The organism is Thermotomaculum hydrothermale (assembly GCF_016592575.1).
GTDB lineage: Bacteria > Acidobacteriota > Holophagae > Thermotomaculales > Thermotomaculaceae > Thermotomaculum > Thermotomaculum hydrothermale.
On record NZ_AP017470.1, the window covers coordinates 2,015,641 to 2,032,168 of the forward strand.

Sequence of the window (16,528 nt, forward strand, 5' to 3'; positions counted from 1 at the left end):
ATCCAGAATCCAAAATCTAAGACTAATTAATCAAACTTTCCCAATTCAAAATTCAAAATCTATAATCTAAAATTCCTCAAAAATATCCCTCTATCTTTTTCTTTTCCATACTTCCCACCTCGTCAAAATCAATAAGCCTGCCCTGTCGCTCAGAATACTCAGTTAAAAGCATTTCCTGAATTACTTCAGGTAAAGTCTGTGCCTTTGATTCAATAGCCCCCGTTAATGGATAGCAGCCCAATGTTCTAAACCTTACCCACATTTTAAATGCCTTTTTCCTTAACTCTTCCGGCACCCTGTCATCATCAACAAGGATAAGTGTACCGTTGTATTCTGTAACCAATCTCTCTTTTGCAAAGTAAAGGGGCACAACAGGTATGTTTTCAAGGTAAATATAAAGCCATATATCTAACTCTGTCCAGTTGCTTAAAGGGAAAACCCTTACACTCTCCCCTCTGTCAATGTGGGTATTGTAAAGATTCCACAATTCAGGCCTCTGCTTTTTTGGATTCCACCTGTGGTTTTTATCCCTGAAAGAGAAAATCCTCTCCTTAGCCCTTGATTTTTCTTCGTCCCTTCTTGCACCGCCTATAACAGCATCGTATCCACCTTCTTTTAAAGCCTTTTTTAAAGCCTGGGTTTTCATAATGTCGGTGTGTATTTTACTCCCGTGAATAAAGGGGTTAATATTCATTTCAATCCCTTCAGGGTTGGTGTACACAATCAAATCAAGCCCTAATTCCTTTGCCCTTTTATCCCTGAATTCTATCATTTCCTTGAATTTCCACTTTGTGTCAATATGAAGGATAGGGAAGTTAGGTTTAGACGGATAAAATGCCTTCATTGCAAGGTGAAGCATAACAGAACTATCCTTGCCGACGCTGTACATCATAACAGGGTTGTTAAAGTTAGCGGCAACTTCACGAATTATGTAAATACTTTCTGCCTCCAACTGTTTTAGGTGGGACAATCTCTCCATAACCATATCCTTTTTCTTTAAAAGTACAGTTTAAAAAATACCATAAAATCAAAAAAACACAAACAAGATAGGGAGAATTAAAGAAAAACACTAATCTGACAGAATAGAATTTATCTTTTCTTTCAATCCGTTAAGCACCTTGGTTTTTGAAAAATTTTCAATAATATACTTCCTTGCATTCAAACCGTATTGCGTTCTCAAAGATTTATCGTTTTTCATTTTTTCAACAAAATTTAAAATTTCATCAAAATCTTGAGGGGAGAAGAAAGCTCCTCCTTGAGACTCATTTAATATTTTTGCAACTTCAGAATTTTTATTCCCTGTAACAAGGGAAGGCCTTGCGCTTGCCATCATTCCCAATAATTTGGAAGGCATTACAGTGTCAACAACTGAATCCTTTTGAAAAAGCAGGTGTAAATCTGCGCTGCATAGAAGATCGGGCAATTCTTCATAGGGGACAGGTGGGTAATACTTAACATTTGAGTAATTTTCTAATTTTGAGACCAGCCAATCCTTTCTCGCCCCGTCACCAACAACAACAACTTCCATATCTTCCCTATCTTTTATAAGTTCAACAAACCTTAAAAAGCTCTCCCAATCCTGTTTGGCACCAATATTTCCTGAATAGAGAAGTTTAAATTTATCTCCATTTAAATACCTATGAGGCTTTGATTCTTCAGGATTTACAAAGTTTTCATCAATCCAGTTGGGAAAATAGTAAATTTCGCTTTTTGTTTTTCTTTTAGCCTTTTCAATCATAGAAAAACTTATTGTGCTTACAATGTTTGATTTATTTAATAAACTGGATTCAACAAAATACAAAACCTTGCTCATTATTTTTTGAACAAACTTGCCTTTAATAACCCCTGATTCAAATGCCGCATCAAATTCAAAGTCCTGAATGTGAGTCCATACCTTTGCCTTTTTTCTTTTTGCAAGTTTTTGTGCAAGGTAAATGTTTGAGGTAAAAGGCACAATTGCAATTACAAGGTCTGTCTCTTTTATTTTTCTTAAATTTTTAAAACTTCCAAATGTAAAACTTAAAATTTGCCTTATCCTTTTTAAAAAAGAAGGGTTAGAGGGAGTGTATTGCTTAAATCTGTAAATCTTTATCGTTTTGTGATCTTCTTCCAGATAACTTCCCTTACTTTTGTAATCTTCCCAGATCTCCCACTGAGGATAGTAAGGAAAACCTGTTATAACACTTACCTCAAAGCCATTTTCAGAAAGAAATTCTGCCATCTGTGAAGTGTAAAGCCCTGTTGATGTATCTTCAGGGTAAAAGTTTATACTAATAATCGTTATCTTTTTTTTCATACTTTTCCACTAATTATCAAAAATTAATAAGCGCCTTTTTTGTTTAAAACCACAAAAACTGTTTTAAATAGAATCATTATATCAAGCCACATTGACCAGTTTAATACATACCAGGTGTCAAGTTTAACCCTGTTGTCATAATCAACATCGTTTCTTCCACTAATCTGCCACAAGCCCGTAATACCTGGCTTTACGGAATAGTAAAATTTAGCATACTCCTTGTAATACATTTTTATTTCATCCTCAACAACAGGCCTTGGCCCAACAAAACTCATCTCACCCTTTAACACATTAAATAGTTGTGGCAATTCATCAAGAGAGGTTTTTCTCAAAAATTTTCCAACCTTTGTTATCCTCGGGTCATTTTTCAGTTTAAAATACTTTTCCCACTCCTTCCTTGCCTCTTCATCTTTTTCAAGAATCTCTTTCAGCCTCTCCTCTGCATCTTTATACATTGTCCTGAATTTAAAGACTTTAATCTTTTTTCCGCCTTTTCCAACTCTCTCATGCCTGAAAAAAACCGGCCCTTTTGAATCAAGTTTAATAATTAGCCCAATTATAAAAATAAGGGGAATTAAGAAAGGGATTAAGAGAATAGCAAGAATAATGTCAAAAATTGTTTTAAAAAACTTATTTCTCCCATACTGCAAGTTGTTGTGAATTTTCAACAAAAACATCTGTTCATCAAAAAGATGATACAATTCTGCATTTGAGGTTGAAACCTTTTTCATTTTAGGCACAAGATAGAGTTTTCTTACATAGCTTTGTACATCGGCAGCCAATTTTTCAAGCTTTTCCTCACCTAAATCAGGCTGTGCAATTACAACAGCATCTATATTTTTTTGAGGAATAATAGTTGAGTATTCTTCAATCTTGCCCAAAACATTGTACCTCTCTCCGTTTATTTTAACCTCTCCCTTAATCTCATCATCAAGAAACCCAACAATGCTGAAACCCAATTCACTATCGTCAAGCAAAGCCTTTGCAACAAGCTTTCCTGTTTCATTTGCCCCAATAATTAGAATATTGCTTGTGTAAAGCCCAATTTTAGAGAGAAAAATCTTAAAAAAGTGCCGTGATAAAGGGAAAATTATAATGGTAAAAACAAAATAAAAGAATAAAATTGACCTTGGAAATTCAGGCTTTTTGGTAAGATAAATCAAAGAAAAACCCAATATTATAGTAAAAAATGCACTAACAAAAATCTCCCTTGCCTCATCCCAGAACGATAGCCTTTTTGAATAAATCCCTTTTACAATAAAAATAAAAATTAAAAAAAGCGAAACCCACCATATTGATTTAAAATAATTGGCAAGGTTAGGTTTTATATAGAATAAACCGTAATCCCCTAAAAAACCTTTCGCTATTATTGAAATTTTTAAAAGAATTATGCTTATTAAAACATCGTGAATTAAGAGTAAAAACTTACTGAAATTTCTTCTTACGCTGTTTAGCATTCAGCCTCCCAACATGATTTTTAATAATAAGAAATTCCTACAACAAAGTAAAGAAAAACCGCTAACAGTAAAACAGCAACCTTTCTCCCTGAATAAAACATACAATTAATTCACTAAATCCTCATACCCCACAATTTTCCAAAATGGTGGATGGTAAACAGGAATTATGAATTTAAAAGATTGAATTGAAGATAATAATTATTTAATTTTAAAAGAAAAATCCTTCATCAATCCAAAATCCAGAATTTATAATTCATAATTTTTCCCCTAAAACTCCAAACCATTCCAACCACCCACCTAAAACCACCTGGAACCAAAAACACTGAACTCTCATCCCCCAGCACCACCTATTATTTATTGACTTTTAACAAAACAACAATAAAATAAACCTGTATCCTTTTAAAATTGCGGGATTTAAAAGAGTTATCAAATCCCCTAAAGAGGTGATATATGAAAAAGGTCTTAATCTCCGGCGGAGCAGGTTTTATAGGCGCTGAACTTGCAAAGATAACCGTTTCAAAGGGATATAAAACAATTGTAATTGATGCTCTAACCTATGCTGGAGACTTTACAAGGCTTCAGGAAATAAAGGATAAAATCAAATTTTACAAAGCAGACACAACTGAAAGGAAAGCGGTTTTTGATATTTTCAAAACTGAAAAACCGGACATTGTTTTACACTTAGCGGCAGAAAGCCATGTGGATAGAAGCATTTTAGACCCATCCCTTTTTCTAAAAACAAATATAATAGGCACTCAAAATATGCTTGATGCATCAAAAGAATATGGAGTTGAAAAATTTGTAAATATGTCAACAGATGAAGTTTACGGTGAATTGGGGAAAGATGGGAAATTTTTTGAAACAACCCCTTTAAACCCAAACTCCCCTTACTCTGTTTCAAAAGCATCACAGGATATGCTTGGAAGAGCATACTTCAGAACTTACAAACTTCCTGTTATTACAGTAAGGGCTTCAAACAACTACGGTTACTGGCAATACCCTGAAAAACTTATCCCTGTTGTAATTTTAAAAGCATATAACAATGAGAAAATCCCGGTTTTCGGAAGGGGAGAAAATGTTAGAGAATGGCTGTTTGTAACAGATTGTGCAGAAGGAATTTTATCACTTGCAGAAAGAGGAAGAGACGGGGAAATATACAACATTGGAAGCGGAGAGGAAAAGAAAAACATTGAAGTGGTAAAATCAATACTTGACTTAATGGGCAAACCCCACTCTTTAATTGAGTTTGTAAAAGACAGGCCAGGCCATGATTTCAGGTATGCCCTTGATTTTTCAAAAATAAGGAAAGAAATTGGATGGGAAGCAAAGATCAAATTTGAAGAGGGGATAGAAAAAACAGTTAAGTGGAACCTTGAAAATATCAACTGGCTTATGGATAAAAAGAAAGATTTAGAAAGGCTATGGGAAAAGGTTTACAAAAAGCAAAAATAATCATTACCGGGAAAAATGGTCAACTTGCAAAAGAGTTTATAAAACTGCTTTCCTTAAAAAACATTAATTTTTTTGCTTTTGATAAAAAACAACTTGATATTTCAGATTTTAATAAGGTGAACACAGTATTAAAAGAGATAAACCCTGATTTTGTTATTAACTGTGCCGCATACAACTTTGTTGATAAAGCGGAAGAGGAGAGGAAAAAAGCCTATTCAGTAAATACAATTGGCGTTGAAAACCTTGCAAAAGTATGCAGGGGAATTAAATGTAAAATTGTGCACTATAGCACAGATTATGTTTTTGACGGCAATAAAAAGGCTTTATACATTGAAAAAGACATCCCTAATCCGTTAAACTATTATGGAAAAACAAAGTTAGAGGGAGAGAAAAAAATTAAAGAAATTTGCGAGAATTTTTTAATTTTCAGAGTTAGCTGGGTTTACGGAGAAGGAGGTAACAACTTTGTTGCTAAATTTCTAAACTGGGCTAAAAAAAACAAGAATTTGAAAGTTTCAGAAAACGAAGTGTCAATCCCTACCTATGCAAAAACAATTGCAAAAAAATCTCTTAAAGCAATAGAAGAGGGATTAACAGGCTTATTTCATTTAACAAATTCAGGCTATGCTTCCAGGTATCAATGGGCTTTAAAAATAAAAGAATATTTAAACTTAAGCAATAATATAGAACCGGTTAATTCAAGCATATTCAATTTAAAGGCAAAAAGGCCTGAATTTTCAGCAATGGACAATAGTTTTATAAGCAAAAGCCTTGGGATTGATATTCCACAATGGGACAAGGACTTAAAAAAATACTTAGAGGAGATAGAATGAGGGAAATTGTAAATATTGTGCTTGCAGGGGGAAGTGGAACAAGGCTATGGCCAATAAGCAGAACCTTACTTCCAAAGCAATTCCTTAAACTAAACGGGCATTATTCCTTTTTCCAGCAAACAATTTTAAGGCACAAGGAATTTACAGACAAAACCATAGTTGTTGTAAATGACAGCCAGTACTTTCTTGCCCTTGAACAATTAGAAGAAATCAACATGGAAGACAAGGTTTTGTTTGTTATTGAATCTGTTGGAAGGAATACAGCTCCGGCAATATGCCTTGCATCAATGCTTTTAAGGGGAGAAGACATTGCAATTGTAACCCCATCAGACCACTTAATAACGGACAATGAAAACTATAAAAAAGATTTTGAAGCTTCAATTAAGTATCTAAGCGACAATAAAATTTTAACCTTTGGTATTAAGCCAGACTCTCCAAATACCGATTACGGTTATATTGAAACAGGAGAAACACTGGAAAAAAACATTTACCAGACAGTTAAATTTCACGAAAAACCGGAGAAAGAAACTGCTTTAGCATACTTAAAAAAGGGAAACTTTTTGTGGAACAGCGGGATATTCGCTTTTAAAATCAAAAGTTATCTAAATGAACTTGAAAAATTTGAGCCAGAAATGTATAAGGCATGCGAAGAAACATTCCTTGACAGCAAAATGAACGGCAACCTTATAAGGTTCAAAAGGGAATTGATGGAAAAAATCCCGGCAAATAGTATAGATTATGCGGTTATGGAAAAAACAGACAGGGGAATTACAAGACTTGCTTCCTTTGACTGGTCCGATGTGGGAAGCTTTGACTCACTTTATACAATTCACGAAAAAGACCAGAACAATAACACTGTCTATAAACCAGAAAATCTAATAAATATAGATTCAAAAAACAACTTAATAATTACTTCAAAAGGCAGATCAATGGTAACAATAGATATTAACGATTTAATTGTGGTGGACACAAAAGACGCAGTGCTTATCTCAAATAAAGGCAGCTCCTCAAAAGTAAAAGAAGCGGTAAAAATCCTTAAAGAAAAAAACAGTGAAATTGTTGAAAGCCACATTACCACTTTCAGGCCATGGGGAAGTTTTACCGTTCTTGCGTCAAACAAAAGATACAAAGTTAAGAAAATCTATGTAAAACCGCACAGAAGGTTATCTCTTCAATTACACAAACACAGAAGCGAGCACTGGGTTGTTGTTACAGGCCAGGCAAAGGTAACAATAGGCAATGCTGTAATGCTTATAAAAGAAAACGAAAGTGTCTATGTTCCAATTGGAGAAAAACACAGGCTTGAAAACCCGACTGATAAGGACTTAGAAATTATTGAAATTCAGGTAGGATTCCCTTTAACTGAAGATGACATTGTAAGAATTGAGGACGATTATAAGAGGGAGTAAACCTTAAACATCTCCTTTTGATTTGTAGCCTAAATAGGATGTAAAAAAAGCTACAATTAATGTTATCAATAAGAATATTACAAAATGTAAAAGCCTGCCTGATTGAAATGAGTTAAAGCCTACAATCACTATTAAAATAAAAATTATAGCCCAGGATTTTGAAGGCATTCTAAAGGGACTGTCATTATCTTTAGAAAAGAAGTAATTCAATATGGCTAAAAGTATAATCAAAACAGTTAACACAAGATAATAAATAACAGGTGTCATAACTCCTCCTTATTTATTATCAGTCAACCTAATACTAAAAAAATTATTCTTCCTCTCCAAAGAAGAAATAATGGGCACATTCTTTAGAGCAAAACTCTCTTCCACCCATATTGTACGCACAGTTTCTGCAAAAATATTTAAAACAGATGGGACACTTTTTTAATGTAATTGTTTCTTTTTCAGTTATCCCACATATTGCACATTTTTTTATATTTTTATCACTTTCTGGAAAATTAAACATTTTATTTCACCGGCAACCTGACAATAAAAACAGTGCCTACTCCCTTTTTACTATTAACAATTATCTCACCACCATGAGCCTCAACAGCAAGCTTACAGAAAGCAAGCCCAATTCCTTTGTTTAATTCATTTCTTGAAGAAACAGGGTTTAATTGAACAAACTCTTCAAAGATTTTTTCAAGGTCTACTTCTTCCATCCCCTGCCCATTGTCTATAAGTTTTATTTCAAAAAACTTTTTATCTTTGTTCATAGAAACGGATATTTCAATTCTGCCCTTTCCCTTTTCAGTGTATTTAAGAGAGTTTGCAATCAGATTCTCCAGCACTCTTTTTATTATTTCCCTATCAATGTAAACAGTGTCAAAGGACTGTGGAGGGTAAAATACTATTTCCTTTTTTTCAAGCTCAAGTGCTATCTGAAAAGTCTCCCTTGCCTCCTCTACAAGATTGGGCAAATCTACAGGTTGTTTGTTAATTTTAAAGGTTTTCCCTGAATACTTTGCAATATCCAGGGCGTTCAAAATCATTGTGAAAACCCTGTTTACTGAATCAAGGGCTATGTTTAAGTATTTTTTCCTTTCCCTCTCATTAATCTCCTCATCTCTTGCAATTTCAAGGGCACTTTTAACTGCAGATAGAGGATTTTTCATGTCGTGGACAAACATTTCAAGGTATTTTTTTTGGTTCTCGGTTTTTTCCTTTTCAGATAAAATGAGATTCTTTGTTCTGAAATAAACAATTATCAACACAGCATTTAAAAACAAACTTATTAAAAATGCGATAACAATTCCGTTCATATTCATATTATTTAACTTTTTTAATACTAAATCAATCTATTTTTAGAAAATTTTTTATACAAAGAACAGAAAGTGTCAGAAAAACACCAGGGATAACAGATATATAAGGCGCCACAAGAATAAACTCTTTCCCATCAGCAATTATATTCCCCCACGAAGGCAGAGGGGGCTTAATTCCTATCCCCAGAAAACTTAATGAAGCCTCAACAATTATAGCCCCAGCAAAAGATAGGAGAATTTGTACAAGCAACGGAGTTTTGATATTGGGTATTATATGTTTGATAACAGCTTTTAATACCCTTTCTCCTGATGCTATTGAATAGATAAAGTAATCTTCATTCAGTTTTGAGACTATCAACCCTCTGGATAACCTTGCAAACCCTACCCATCCAGAAACACTTAAAGCAATTATTACTCCCCAAATACCCCCCTTAAAAAATGCAGCAAAAACTATAGCAAGAAGCATTCCCGGGAAAGATTGAAAAATATCGATCAATGAAACAAGCATTTTATCTATAAACCCGCCTTTAACCGAGGCAAAGAAGGCTACTGTAAATCCAACAACAAGAGAGATTAAAACGGCAATAAAGGATATTGAAAATGAAATTAACCCTCCCAAACAGACCCTTGAGAGTAAATCCCTTCCTAAATAATCGGTGCCAAAAGGGTGGCTGAATGAAGGAGAAAACAACCTTGAAGAAAGGTCAACAGAATAGTAATCTGGCTTTAAAAGAAAACCAACTACGCAAAAAGCTAAAATTGAAAAGAATAGAAACCTATAAATCCCTCTTTTCAAAACTCACTCTCCTGTCAAGAACTCCTATTAGGAAATCACCTATAAGATTTGAATAAATATAAACAATAGCAATAAAAATCGCCAGTGATTGTACAAGTGGGTAATCCCTGATATTTATCGCCTTTATTAAAAGAAGCCCTATCCCATCCCAGGAAAAAATTGTTTCTGTAATTATCGCCCCTGTTAAGAGAAAACCTAATTGAAGAAATAACACAGTAACAACAGGGATTAATGCATTTTTAACAATGTGCTTGAAAAAAATAAGATATTCTCTTATTCCCCTTGTTTTAAGTGCCACAGTGAACCTTTTGTCTATTTGGTTTAAAAGTTCATTTCTAAATATATGTATTAAATAGCTTCCCATAGGAAAGGAAAGGGTTAACGCAGGGAGAAACACATGGTAAAAACCTCCCGTTCCTGAAACTGGAAAAATTTTTAATTTCACTGAAAACGCTAACAGCAGAAGTATCCCTAACCAGAAAGAGGGGATAGACATCCCTATTGTTGCAAAAAACACAATAACTTTGTCAATAATCCCCTTATGAAATCTAACCGATAGAAAAGACAGGGAAAAAGATAAAAGTATAGCTATCAAAAATGCTACAATCCCCAAAAAAAGTGTATTTTTAAACTTTGATTTAATAACTGAAAAACATGGTTTATTGTAGTAAATAGAATTACCTCCACCGTTAACAAAAACATTTTTAAGGAAAAAAGCTGCCTGAGTAATAATTGGTTTATCAAGGGCATACTCTTTCACAATCCTTGTTTTCATTACGCTTGAAGCGTTTTCCCCAACTAAAATGTCTACAGGATTTCCTGGGGCAAGGTGGATTAACATAAAAACAATCAAAACCACAGCCAAAACTGTTGGAATTGAAAAAATTATTCTTTTTATTGCATATTCAATCATTTTCAATACCTAATTTTTTTAAAAGCTGGTGAAGCCTTTGTCTTGTAATACCCAATTCTCTTGCTGCTTTTGTAAGGTTTCCATTACATCTTTCTATGGTGCTTTTTATAAATTTCCTTCTAAATTCCTCCTCAGCCTCCTTCAATTTACCCTTAAAAGAGATTTCGGAAGGCCTTACATACTCAGGCAAATGCTCAACATCAATAACAGGGTTATCACCTGATAAAATTAAAGCCCCAGTAATAATATTCTGTAATTCCCTGACATTTCCTTTGTATTGATAATTCTTTAAAACCTGCAACACATTGTAAGAAAATGATTTATCTCTTCCCGCTTCATTTGTTCTGAGGAAGTATTCAGCAAGAAGAGGAATATCCTCTCGTCTATCATTTAAAGTGGGGGTTTGAATATTGTAAGCTGCAATTCTGAAGTATAAATCTTCCCTGAATTCTCCCTGCTTGACAAGCTTTTTCAAATCTCTGTTCGTGGCAAAAACAAACCTTGCATTAACCTTTTTTACCCTTGTGCTTCCTATAGGAGTAAACTCTCTTTCCTGCAAAACCCTCAAAAGCTTTGCCTGCAAAAGGGGAGACATTTCCCCTATCTCATCAAGGAATACAGTGCCATCTCCAGCAACCTCTAACAAACCTTTTTTCGAACTAACAGCACCTGAGAAAGCCCCCTTTTCGTACCCAAACAACTCGCTTTCAAGTAAATTTGCAGGAATTGCAGCACAATTTATAGGGATAAATCTATTTCTCCTTCTCTTTGAACAATAATGTAAAGCCCTTGCAACAAGCTCCTTCCCAGTCCCACTTTCTCCTACTATTAAGACTGGTACATTAAAATCTGCAACTTTTAAAATACTCTCTTTTAGCTTCTTTATAACATCACTTTTACCTATAATTTCATTTAGAAAATCACACCTATAAGAATAGGATGATGTGTCCTGTCCTGTATATATAAACTTTACATGCGTTGCAATTATCTCTAAAACAAACTTTAACAAAGGAAAAAACTCGTCATCAACTTCAGTGTCTGAAATAAGGCATACCTGTTTTCCCCTGTCTGCCAAAACAAATAACCACTCTTTTTCCAGATCTTCCTGGTAAGGAATAATTTCAATTCTGTTTAAACCCAGCCACTTAGCCAATTCTTCCAGTACTTTTCTCAGGGTAAAAACTTCACCTTTTACAGAATGTTCAAAAACCTGATTTAGAATTGCAAAAAGGTTTGAATCAAACCTTGCTTTCTTTTTTCTTACAATTGCTTCTCTAAAAGTTGAAGCAAACTCATCATTAAAATGCCTTACAATTGAATAATCTCTTTCAACAGTTTCCTCGTCAAGCACAAAAATCAATCTGGAAAACCTTTTTATTAACTCGGATTTAATCAGGTAAACAGTGTGCCTTAAAGGACAATTTTCAACCTCTCTGTAAAAATCATAAACTTCAGCAAGGTTTTTTTTGAAAAGAAGTATTTCAAACCACCTGTAAAGATATGGCTGGAGTTTGTCCTCTCCCTTTAATTCCCAGATTTTAAAGTATTTCCTTGCTTTTTCATAATCACCTTTGTAATAACAAAGTTCTATTTTTTTATAAGTGATTTCTCTTTTGTAAAGTTCAATATTACTCTCTTTTTCAAACAAAGAGAGGTAGTACTCACTCTTTTCAAAATCTCTCAAATCCTGATAAACAGTTGTAAGCACAAAATGAATTTGAGGTAATTCTGATTTTAATCCGTGTATCTCAGCAATTTCCAGAGCTTTTAACAAATATTTTTCCGCCTCTTTTCCCCTTGAAGCAAAGGCATTTATTTTAGCAAGAGCCTTTAATAGGTAAATTTGCTCTCTATAATGGTCAGTATTTTTTTCTCTCAAATAAAGTTTTAAAAAATACCTGTAACTTCTGTCAAGCTCGCACATTGAAACATCTATGTGCGCAAGGTTGTATTCAACATCTTCAAATATTCCTTCATTATCAATATCCACAGCAATTTTTAAAGCTTTCAGGTAATAATCCCTTGCCCTAAAAAAATCCTCTGTATAGTACATTGCATTACCGTAATGTTTGTAAATTAATGCAAGTTCCAGAAAGTTATTTTCACTTTGTGCAAACTCGATTGCTTTATCAAAGTGGGTTTTAAAGTCTTTTTGAGCTTCAAAATATGCTACTATAGCCTTGAATCTGTAATATGTTGCATCCTTCTTTTTTATCTGCTGTAAAATCCTTTTTAAAGACTCAAAATCCCTTTTTCTGTAAGCAAATTCCAAAGCACAATAGCCGTCAACCTTAACTCCTTTTACATCTTTCCCCTTTAATGCCACAACCAGATTGTAAAATGAAGAGAAAAAATTATTTTGCTCACAAAAATCAATAAGAGCGTCAAATTTATTGAGAAAAAATAGAGACTCAACTATATATGGATATAAAATCTTTTCTCTTTCTTTATCCCAGAAGCTTAAAGCTTTTTTAAAATTATCGGCACAATACCAGAAAAAGCCCTTTACCGAATTGGAAAAGTTTTTTCTATTCTCAACATATTCAGCAAGGTCTATTTTTGATTTGTTTTTTTTCAAAAAATCTTTACTTTCAATCAAAGACTTTAAATTCCCTTTTTCTGCTTTCAAGATAATATTTTCAATTTCTTTATCAGTTACAGGCTTTCTCTCTAAAGGGAATTTACAAACATTTTTTTCAAAAAAACCTTTTTTTTGCAAAATCAGATCAGGCTTCAGTTTTCTTAAATTCTCCAGTTCTTTTTTGTCTAATCCCAGTGAATCAAGGACTTCTTCCCTCTTTGAAAAATAACCTTTTTCAAGCAAATAAAGAAATGGGATAAAAAGCTTTTCTGATTCTCTGTTTAGCCTGCTTAAAAATTGCTGAAAAGAGTACTCAGGATAAATATAATTAATAATTCCTATTTCTCCAGAAAGGGGAGGGTTAAATATAGCTGCCTTCCCTTTTTTCAGAAGCTTATTATAGGCTTTAGCAAAAGGTTTTTTCTCAAAAACAATAACTTTAAAATTTTTTATTTCTTCTGAAATTTTCTCAAAAATCTCTAAAGAAAAACTGTCAATATTTTCTCCCAATTCAAAATAGGCAATATCTTCTCCAATGTTTTTGAGCAAAGGTTTTACCCTTTTCCACATTAAATCAACATCGGCAAGTTTTTCAGGAGAGTATTGAGGAAGGTTTAAATAAAAAAACTTTTCCGCAAATCTATTATAGCTTCCAAATGGAACACTTTCCCTTATCTCTAACCCTGAATAATCTCCCCCTAAAAAATAAAGAAAGGGTGAAACAATATGGCTAAAAGGGAAAATCCAGAAAACAGTATTTTGAGTTGATTTAAAAACATTTTCAAAGAAAGAGGTTCCAATCCTGAAATGCGCAAACCTATCAACTTTATCAACTTTAACAGGTTGAATCTCATCAATAACAAATAGCAAATTTACAAGCGAATTCCCCTGTTGAGCTATATTGTCAATACTGTTTGTAAATTTCTGTGAATAGTTTTTTAAATAAGGTTGAAGGGACTTTCCTTCAAAATTCTCATCCCCAAATATCAAAGAGTAAAAAAACTCTTTTATTTTAGACAAGTACTTTGACTCTTCAAAGTCTTTGTAATCTATTGTTTTTTCATTCACAAAGAGAAAGTTGTCTTCTGTTACAAAAAGATTTTCAGGAAGTAAAGAATCAGGCATTAACCCTATTTGCTTGTAATAAAAACCGGCATTTACAAGCTGCTTGGCAAAGAAAACCGCTGTTTCAAACTTAAGCCTTTTGCCTTTCTCTAACCTTTTGCCCTCTAATAATCTGTTTGAATCAAAAAACAGATAGTCAATCATTTTACAGTATCAGCATAGAGTCATAGTCAGGGAGAGGCCATATAGACTTGTCTGTCTCAGTTTCTAAAAAATCAACAATTTCTCTTAATTCGTTCATTAGAGGTAAAATTGTGTTTGCTGCAAAAAATGCCTTTCTCTCCCCTTCCATTGGCTCAAAGTTTTGGGTTTCATTAATTAAAAGCCCTGTTTTTTCTTCCATTGTTTTTACTGCTTTAATGTACTCAGAGTAATTTAAGAAATCAAATTTAGAAAACATATCAATCTGCTTCAAAGCAGCAGTTCTCACATACTTTTTTATTAATTTTACAAGCATCCTTGACTCAATATCAATAATCTTTGAATACTGATCATACTTAATATTTAACCTTGCGTTTAACTCCCTTTCCGACATTATCCCCAAGTCAATAAGGAATTTTCTTTCCTCAGCATCTGCAAAGGAGTTTTTCAAAGATTCTGGAGTGTTTTTTAAATTAGCAAGCCCTCTTTTTTCAGCCTCAATCTGCCACTCTTTACTGTACCCATTGCCATTGAAGATTACTTTGCTGCACTTTTTTAAAACTTTAGACAATGCAATAAGTATAGCTTCTTCCCTGTTTTTGCCTTTTGCCTTCTCTTCTTTTATCAACTCACTTATCTCATTGAAGCTATCTGCCACTGACGCATTTAAAATTGTATTTGGCAAACCAAGAGGCTGGGAAGAGCCTACTGCCCTGAATTCAAACTTATTTCCTGTAAATGCAATAGGTGATGTCCTGTTTCTATCCGTATTATGCCTTGTTATTTGTGGAAGATATGATAAACCAATCTCCAGTGTCTTTGAATGTTTAGGCTCAACAAAGTTTCCTTCCTTTAAATTTTCGAGCACCTCCCCTAATGCAGAACCAACAAAAACAGAGATAATTGAAGGTGGCGCCTCATTTCCTCCCAATCTATGGTCATTCGCAGCTGAAGCAACAGAAGCCCTTATAAATTTCTGATGGTTGTATACCCCGTTTATCACCCCAACAAAGAATACAAGAAATCTTAAAAACTCCTCTTTGTTCTTGCCAGGGGAAAGGTAATTCACCCCTCTGTTATCGGCAATTGACCAGTTGTTGTGCTTTCCACTACCATTTAACCCCTTAAAAGGTTTTTCGTGAAGAAGCAGGGAAAATCCGTGCTCTTCCGCTTTCTTTTTTAGCATAATCATAACAAGGTGATTGTGGTCTGCCGCAATATTTAACTCCTCAAATATTGGAGCAAGCTCAAACTGGCAGGGGGCCACCTCATTGTGCCTTGTTTTTGCAGGAACCCCTAATTTGTACAATGCAAGCTCTAAATCTTCCATAAAATACTTAACCCTATCTGGAATGCTACCAAAGTAATGGTCTTCAAGCTTCTGGCCTTTTACAGAATTAGCACCTATTAAAGTCCTGCCGGTAATAATTAAATCTTCCCTCTTTCTGTAAACCTCTTTATCAAGCAGATAATACTCCTGCTCAGGGCCTGTTGTTATAGAAATCTTTTCAGGTACAGGGAATTCAGATACCTCAAGTAGTTTTTTTGTTGATTCTTCAAGAACTTTTATAGACTTTAAAAGAATTGATTTCTTGTCAAGGGAGTCTCCGTTATATGAAAGAAAAACAGAAGGGATACACAGTGTATTTGTTTTCTTCCCTTCAATAATAAAGCAAGGGCTTTGAGGGTCCCAGGCTGTATATCCCCTTGCTTCAAAGGTAGACCTTGTACCACCGCTTGGAAAAGAGGAAGCATCAGGCTCTCCCTGAATTAACTCATCAGCCAAAAACCTTTCAATAGGCATTAAATTTTCGTCAAATGTTAAAAAAGCATCATGCTTTTCAGCAGTAAGCCCTGTTAGGGGGTGAAACCAGTGGGTATAATGGGTGCAATTGTTTTCAATTGCCCACTCTTTTAGTGCATGAGCAATACATTCAGCAACATCCTTTGTAATAGGTTCCCCTTCTTTAATAGTCTTTTTAAAACGCTTGTAAACCTCATAGGAGAGCTTATTTTTCATCACCTTTTCATTAAAAGTAAGAATGCCGTAAATTTCTGAAACCTTCATTTTAGAACCTCATTAACGGAAGTTTTTGAGGAAGGAATGGGGTCAAGCTTTTTTCCACAGGAAACCCCTGAAAATAAAAACAACAAAATTATTAAAATTGCAAAAAATTTCATTACCCCCCCTTTTTAATTTTTTAACTCTAATGATTGGATT

The 16,528-nt window shown here is 34.0% G+C and carries 12 protein-coding genes; 3 read left to right on the plus strand and 9 right to left on the minus strand.

Going from position 1 to position 16,528, the window contains the following annotated elements:
• Positions 1–76: 76 nt before the first annotated feature.
• The 3 genes from cysD to TTHT_RS09385 form a co-directional block, all read right to left on the minus strand.
• Positions 77–979, minus strand: a complete 903-nt coding sequence (cysD, locus tag TTHT_RS09375) for a sulfate adenylyltransferase subunit CysD (RefSeq protein WP_269089385.1) — start codon at positions 977–979, stop codon at positions 77–79.
• A gap of 90 nt (positions 980–1,069) precedes the next feature.
• Positions 1,070–2,296, minus strand: coding sequence for a WcaI family glycosyltransferase (locus tag TTHT_RS09380; protein ID WP_201327716.1), 1,227 nt, complete (start codon positions 2,294–2,296; stop codon positions 1,070–1,072).
• Positions 2,297–2,319: 23 nt separating this feature from the next.
• Positions 2,320–3,753, minus strand: a complete 1,434-nt coding sequence (locus TTHT_RS09385) for a sugar transferase (RefSeq protein ID WP_201327717.1) — start codon at positions 3,751–3,753, stop codon at positions 2,320–2,322.
• A 450-nt stretch (positions 3,754–4,203) separates the two neighbouring features.
• Here TTHT_RS09385 and rfbB point away from each other — a divergent pair, with 450 nt between their 5' ends.
• From rfbB to TTHT_RS09400, 3 genes are read left to right on the plus strand one after another with little or no spacing between them, the layout of a single operon-like run.
• The gene (gene rfbB / locus TTHT_RS09390; RefSeq protein ID WP_201327718.1) at positions 4,204–5,205 is read left to right on the plus strand and encodes a dTDP-glucose 4,6-dehydratase; all 1,002 of its coding nucleotides are present in this window, start codon (positions 4,204–4,206) and stop codon (positions 5,203–5,205) included.
• Positions 5,175–6,038, plus strand: coding sequence for a dTDP-4-dehydrorhamnose reductase (gene rfbD / locus TTHT_RS09395; RefSeq protein ID WP_201327719.1), 864 nt, complete (start codon positions 5,175–5,177; stop codon positions 6,036–6,038). Before rfbB ends, rfbD begins: the two co-directional genes overlap by 31 nt.
• Complete coding sequence (locus TTHT_RS09400) at positions 6,035–7,447, plus strand: mannose-1-phosphate guanylyltransferase/mannose-6-phosphate isomerase (RefSeq protein WP_201327720.1); 1,413 nt, start codon at positions 6,035–6,037, stop codon at positions 7,445–7,447. The genes rfbD and TTHT_RS09400 overlap by 4 nt, the downstream gene beginning before the upstream one ends.
• A 3-nt stretch (positions 7,448–7,450) precedes the next feature.
• Here TTHT_RS09400 and TTHT_RS09405 read toward each other — a convergent pair whose 3' ends face one another.
• The 6 genes from TTHT_RS09405 to TTHT_RS09430 all read right to left on the minus strand — a co-directional run bounded on the left by TTHT_RS09405 (position 7,451) and on the right by TTHT_RS09430 (position 16,375).
• The gene (locus TTHT_RS09405) at positions 7,451–7,714 is read right to left on the minus strand and encodes a hypothetical protein (RefSeq protein ID WP_201327721.1); all 264 of its coding nucleotides are present in this window, start codon (positions 7,712–7,714) and stop codon (positions 7,451–7,453) included.
• 242 nt (positions 7,715–7,956) lie between these two features.
• Positions 7,957–8,757, minus strand: coding sequence for a sensor histidine kinase (locus TTHT_RS09410; RefSeq protein ID WP_201327722.1), 801 nt, complete (start codon positions 8,755–8,757; stop codon positions 7,957–7,959).
• A gap of 25 nt (positions 8,758–8,782) precedes the next feature.
• Complete coding sequence (locus TTHT_RS09415) at positions 8,783–9,547, minus strand: ABC transporter permease (RefSeq protein WP_201327723.1); 765 nt, start codon at positions 9,545–9,547, stop codon at positions 8,783–8,785.
• Positions 9,528–10,460: an ABC transporter permease gene (locus TTHT_RS09420; RefSeq protein ID WP_201327724.1), complete on the minus strand. Its 933-nt coding sequence runs from the start codon at positions 10,458–10,460 to the stop codon at positions 9,528–9,530. The genes TTHT_RS09415 and TTHT_RS09420 overlap by 20 nt, the downstream gene beginning before the upstream one ends.
• Positions 10,453–14,310, minus strand: coding sequence for a sigma-54-dependent transcriptional regulator (locus TTHT_RS09425; RefSeq protein WP_201327725.1), 3,858 nt, complete (start codon positions 14,308–14,310; stop codon positions 10,453–10,455). The genes TTHT_RS09420 and TTHT_RS09425 overlap by 8 nt, the downstream gene beginning before the upstream one ends.
• A gap of 1 nt (position 14,311) precedes the next feature.
• Positions 14,312–16,375 (minus strand): glutamine synthetase III family protein, encoded by a 2,064-nt coding sequence (locus TTHT_RS09430; protein ID WP_201327726.1) that lies wholly within the window; start codon positions 16,373–16,375, stop codon positions 14,312–14,314.
• Positions 16,376–16,528: the final 153 nt, after the last annotated feature.

Bases quoted from the DNA above. Each gene is read 5' to 3' on its own strand.
- cysD (WP_269089385.1), bottom strand. From the start codon at position 979: ATGGAGAGATTGTCCCACCTAAAACAGTTGGAGGCAGAAAGTATTTAC.
- TTHT_RS09380 (WP_201327716.1), bottom strand. From the start codon at position 2,296: ATGAAAAAAAAGATAACGATTATTAGTATAAACTTTTACCCTGAAGAT.
- TTHT_RS09385 (WP_201327717.1), bottom strand. From the start codon at position 3,753: ATGCTAAACAGCGTAAGAAGAAATTTCAGTAAGTTTTTACTCTTAATT.
- rfbB (WP_201327718.1), top strand. From the start codon at position 4,204: ATGAAAAAGGTCTTAATCTCCGGCGGAGCAGGTTTTATAGGCGCTGAA.
- rfbD (WP_201327719.1), top strand. From the start codon at position 5,175: ATGGGAAAAGGTTTACAAAAAGCAAAAATAATCATTACCGGGAAAAAT.
- TTHT_RS09400 (WP_201327720.1), top strand. From the start codon at position 6,035: ATGAGGGAAATTGTAAATATTGTGCTTGCAGGGGGAAGTGGAACAAGG.
- TTHT_RS09405 (WP_201327721.1), bottom strand. From the start codon at position 7,714: ATGACACCTGTTATTTATTATCTTGTGTTAACTGTTTTGATTATACTT.
- TTHT_RS09410 (WP_201327722.1), bottom strand. From the start codon at position 8,757: ATGAATATGAACGGAATTGTTATCGCATTTTTAATAAGTTTGTTTTTA.
- TTHT_RS09420 (WP_201327724.1), bottom strand. From the start codon at position 10,460: ATGATTGAATATGCAATAAAAAGAATAATTTTTTCAATTCCAACAGTT.
- TTHT_RS09425 (WP_201327725.1), bottom strand. From the start codon at position 14,310: ATGATTGACTATCTGTTTTTTGATTCAAACAGATTATTAGAGGGCAAA.
- TTHT_RS09430 (WP_201327726.1), bottom strand. From the start codon at position 16,375: ATGAAGGTTTCAGAAATTTACGGCATTCTTACTTTTAATGAAAAGGTG.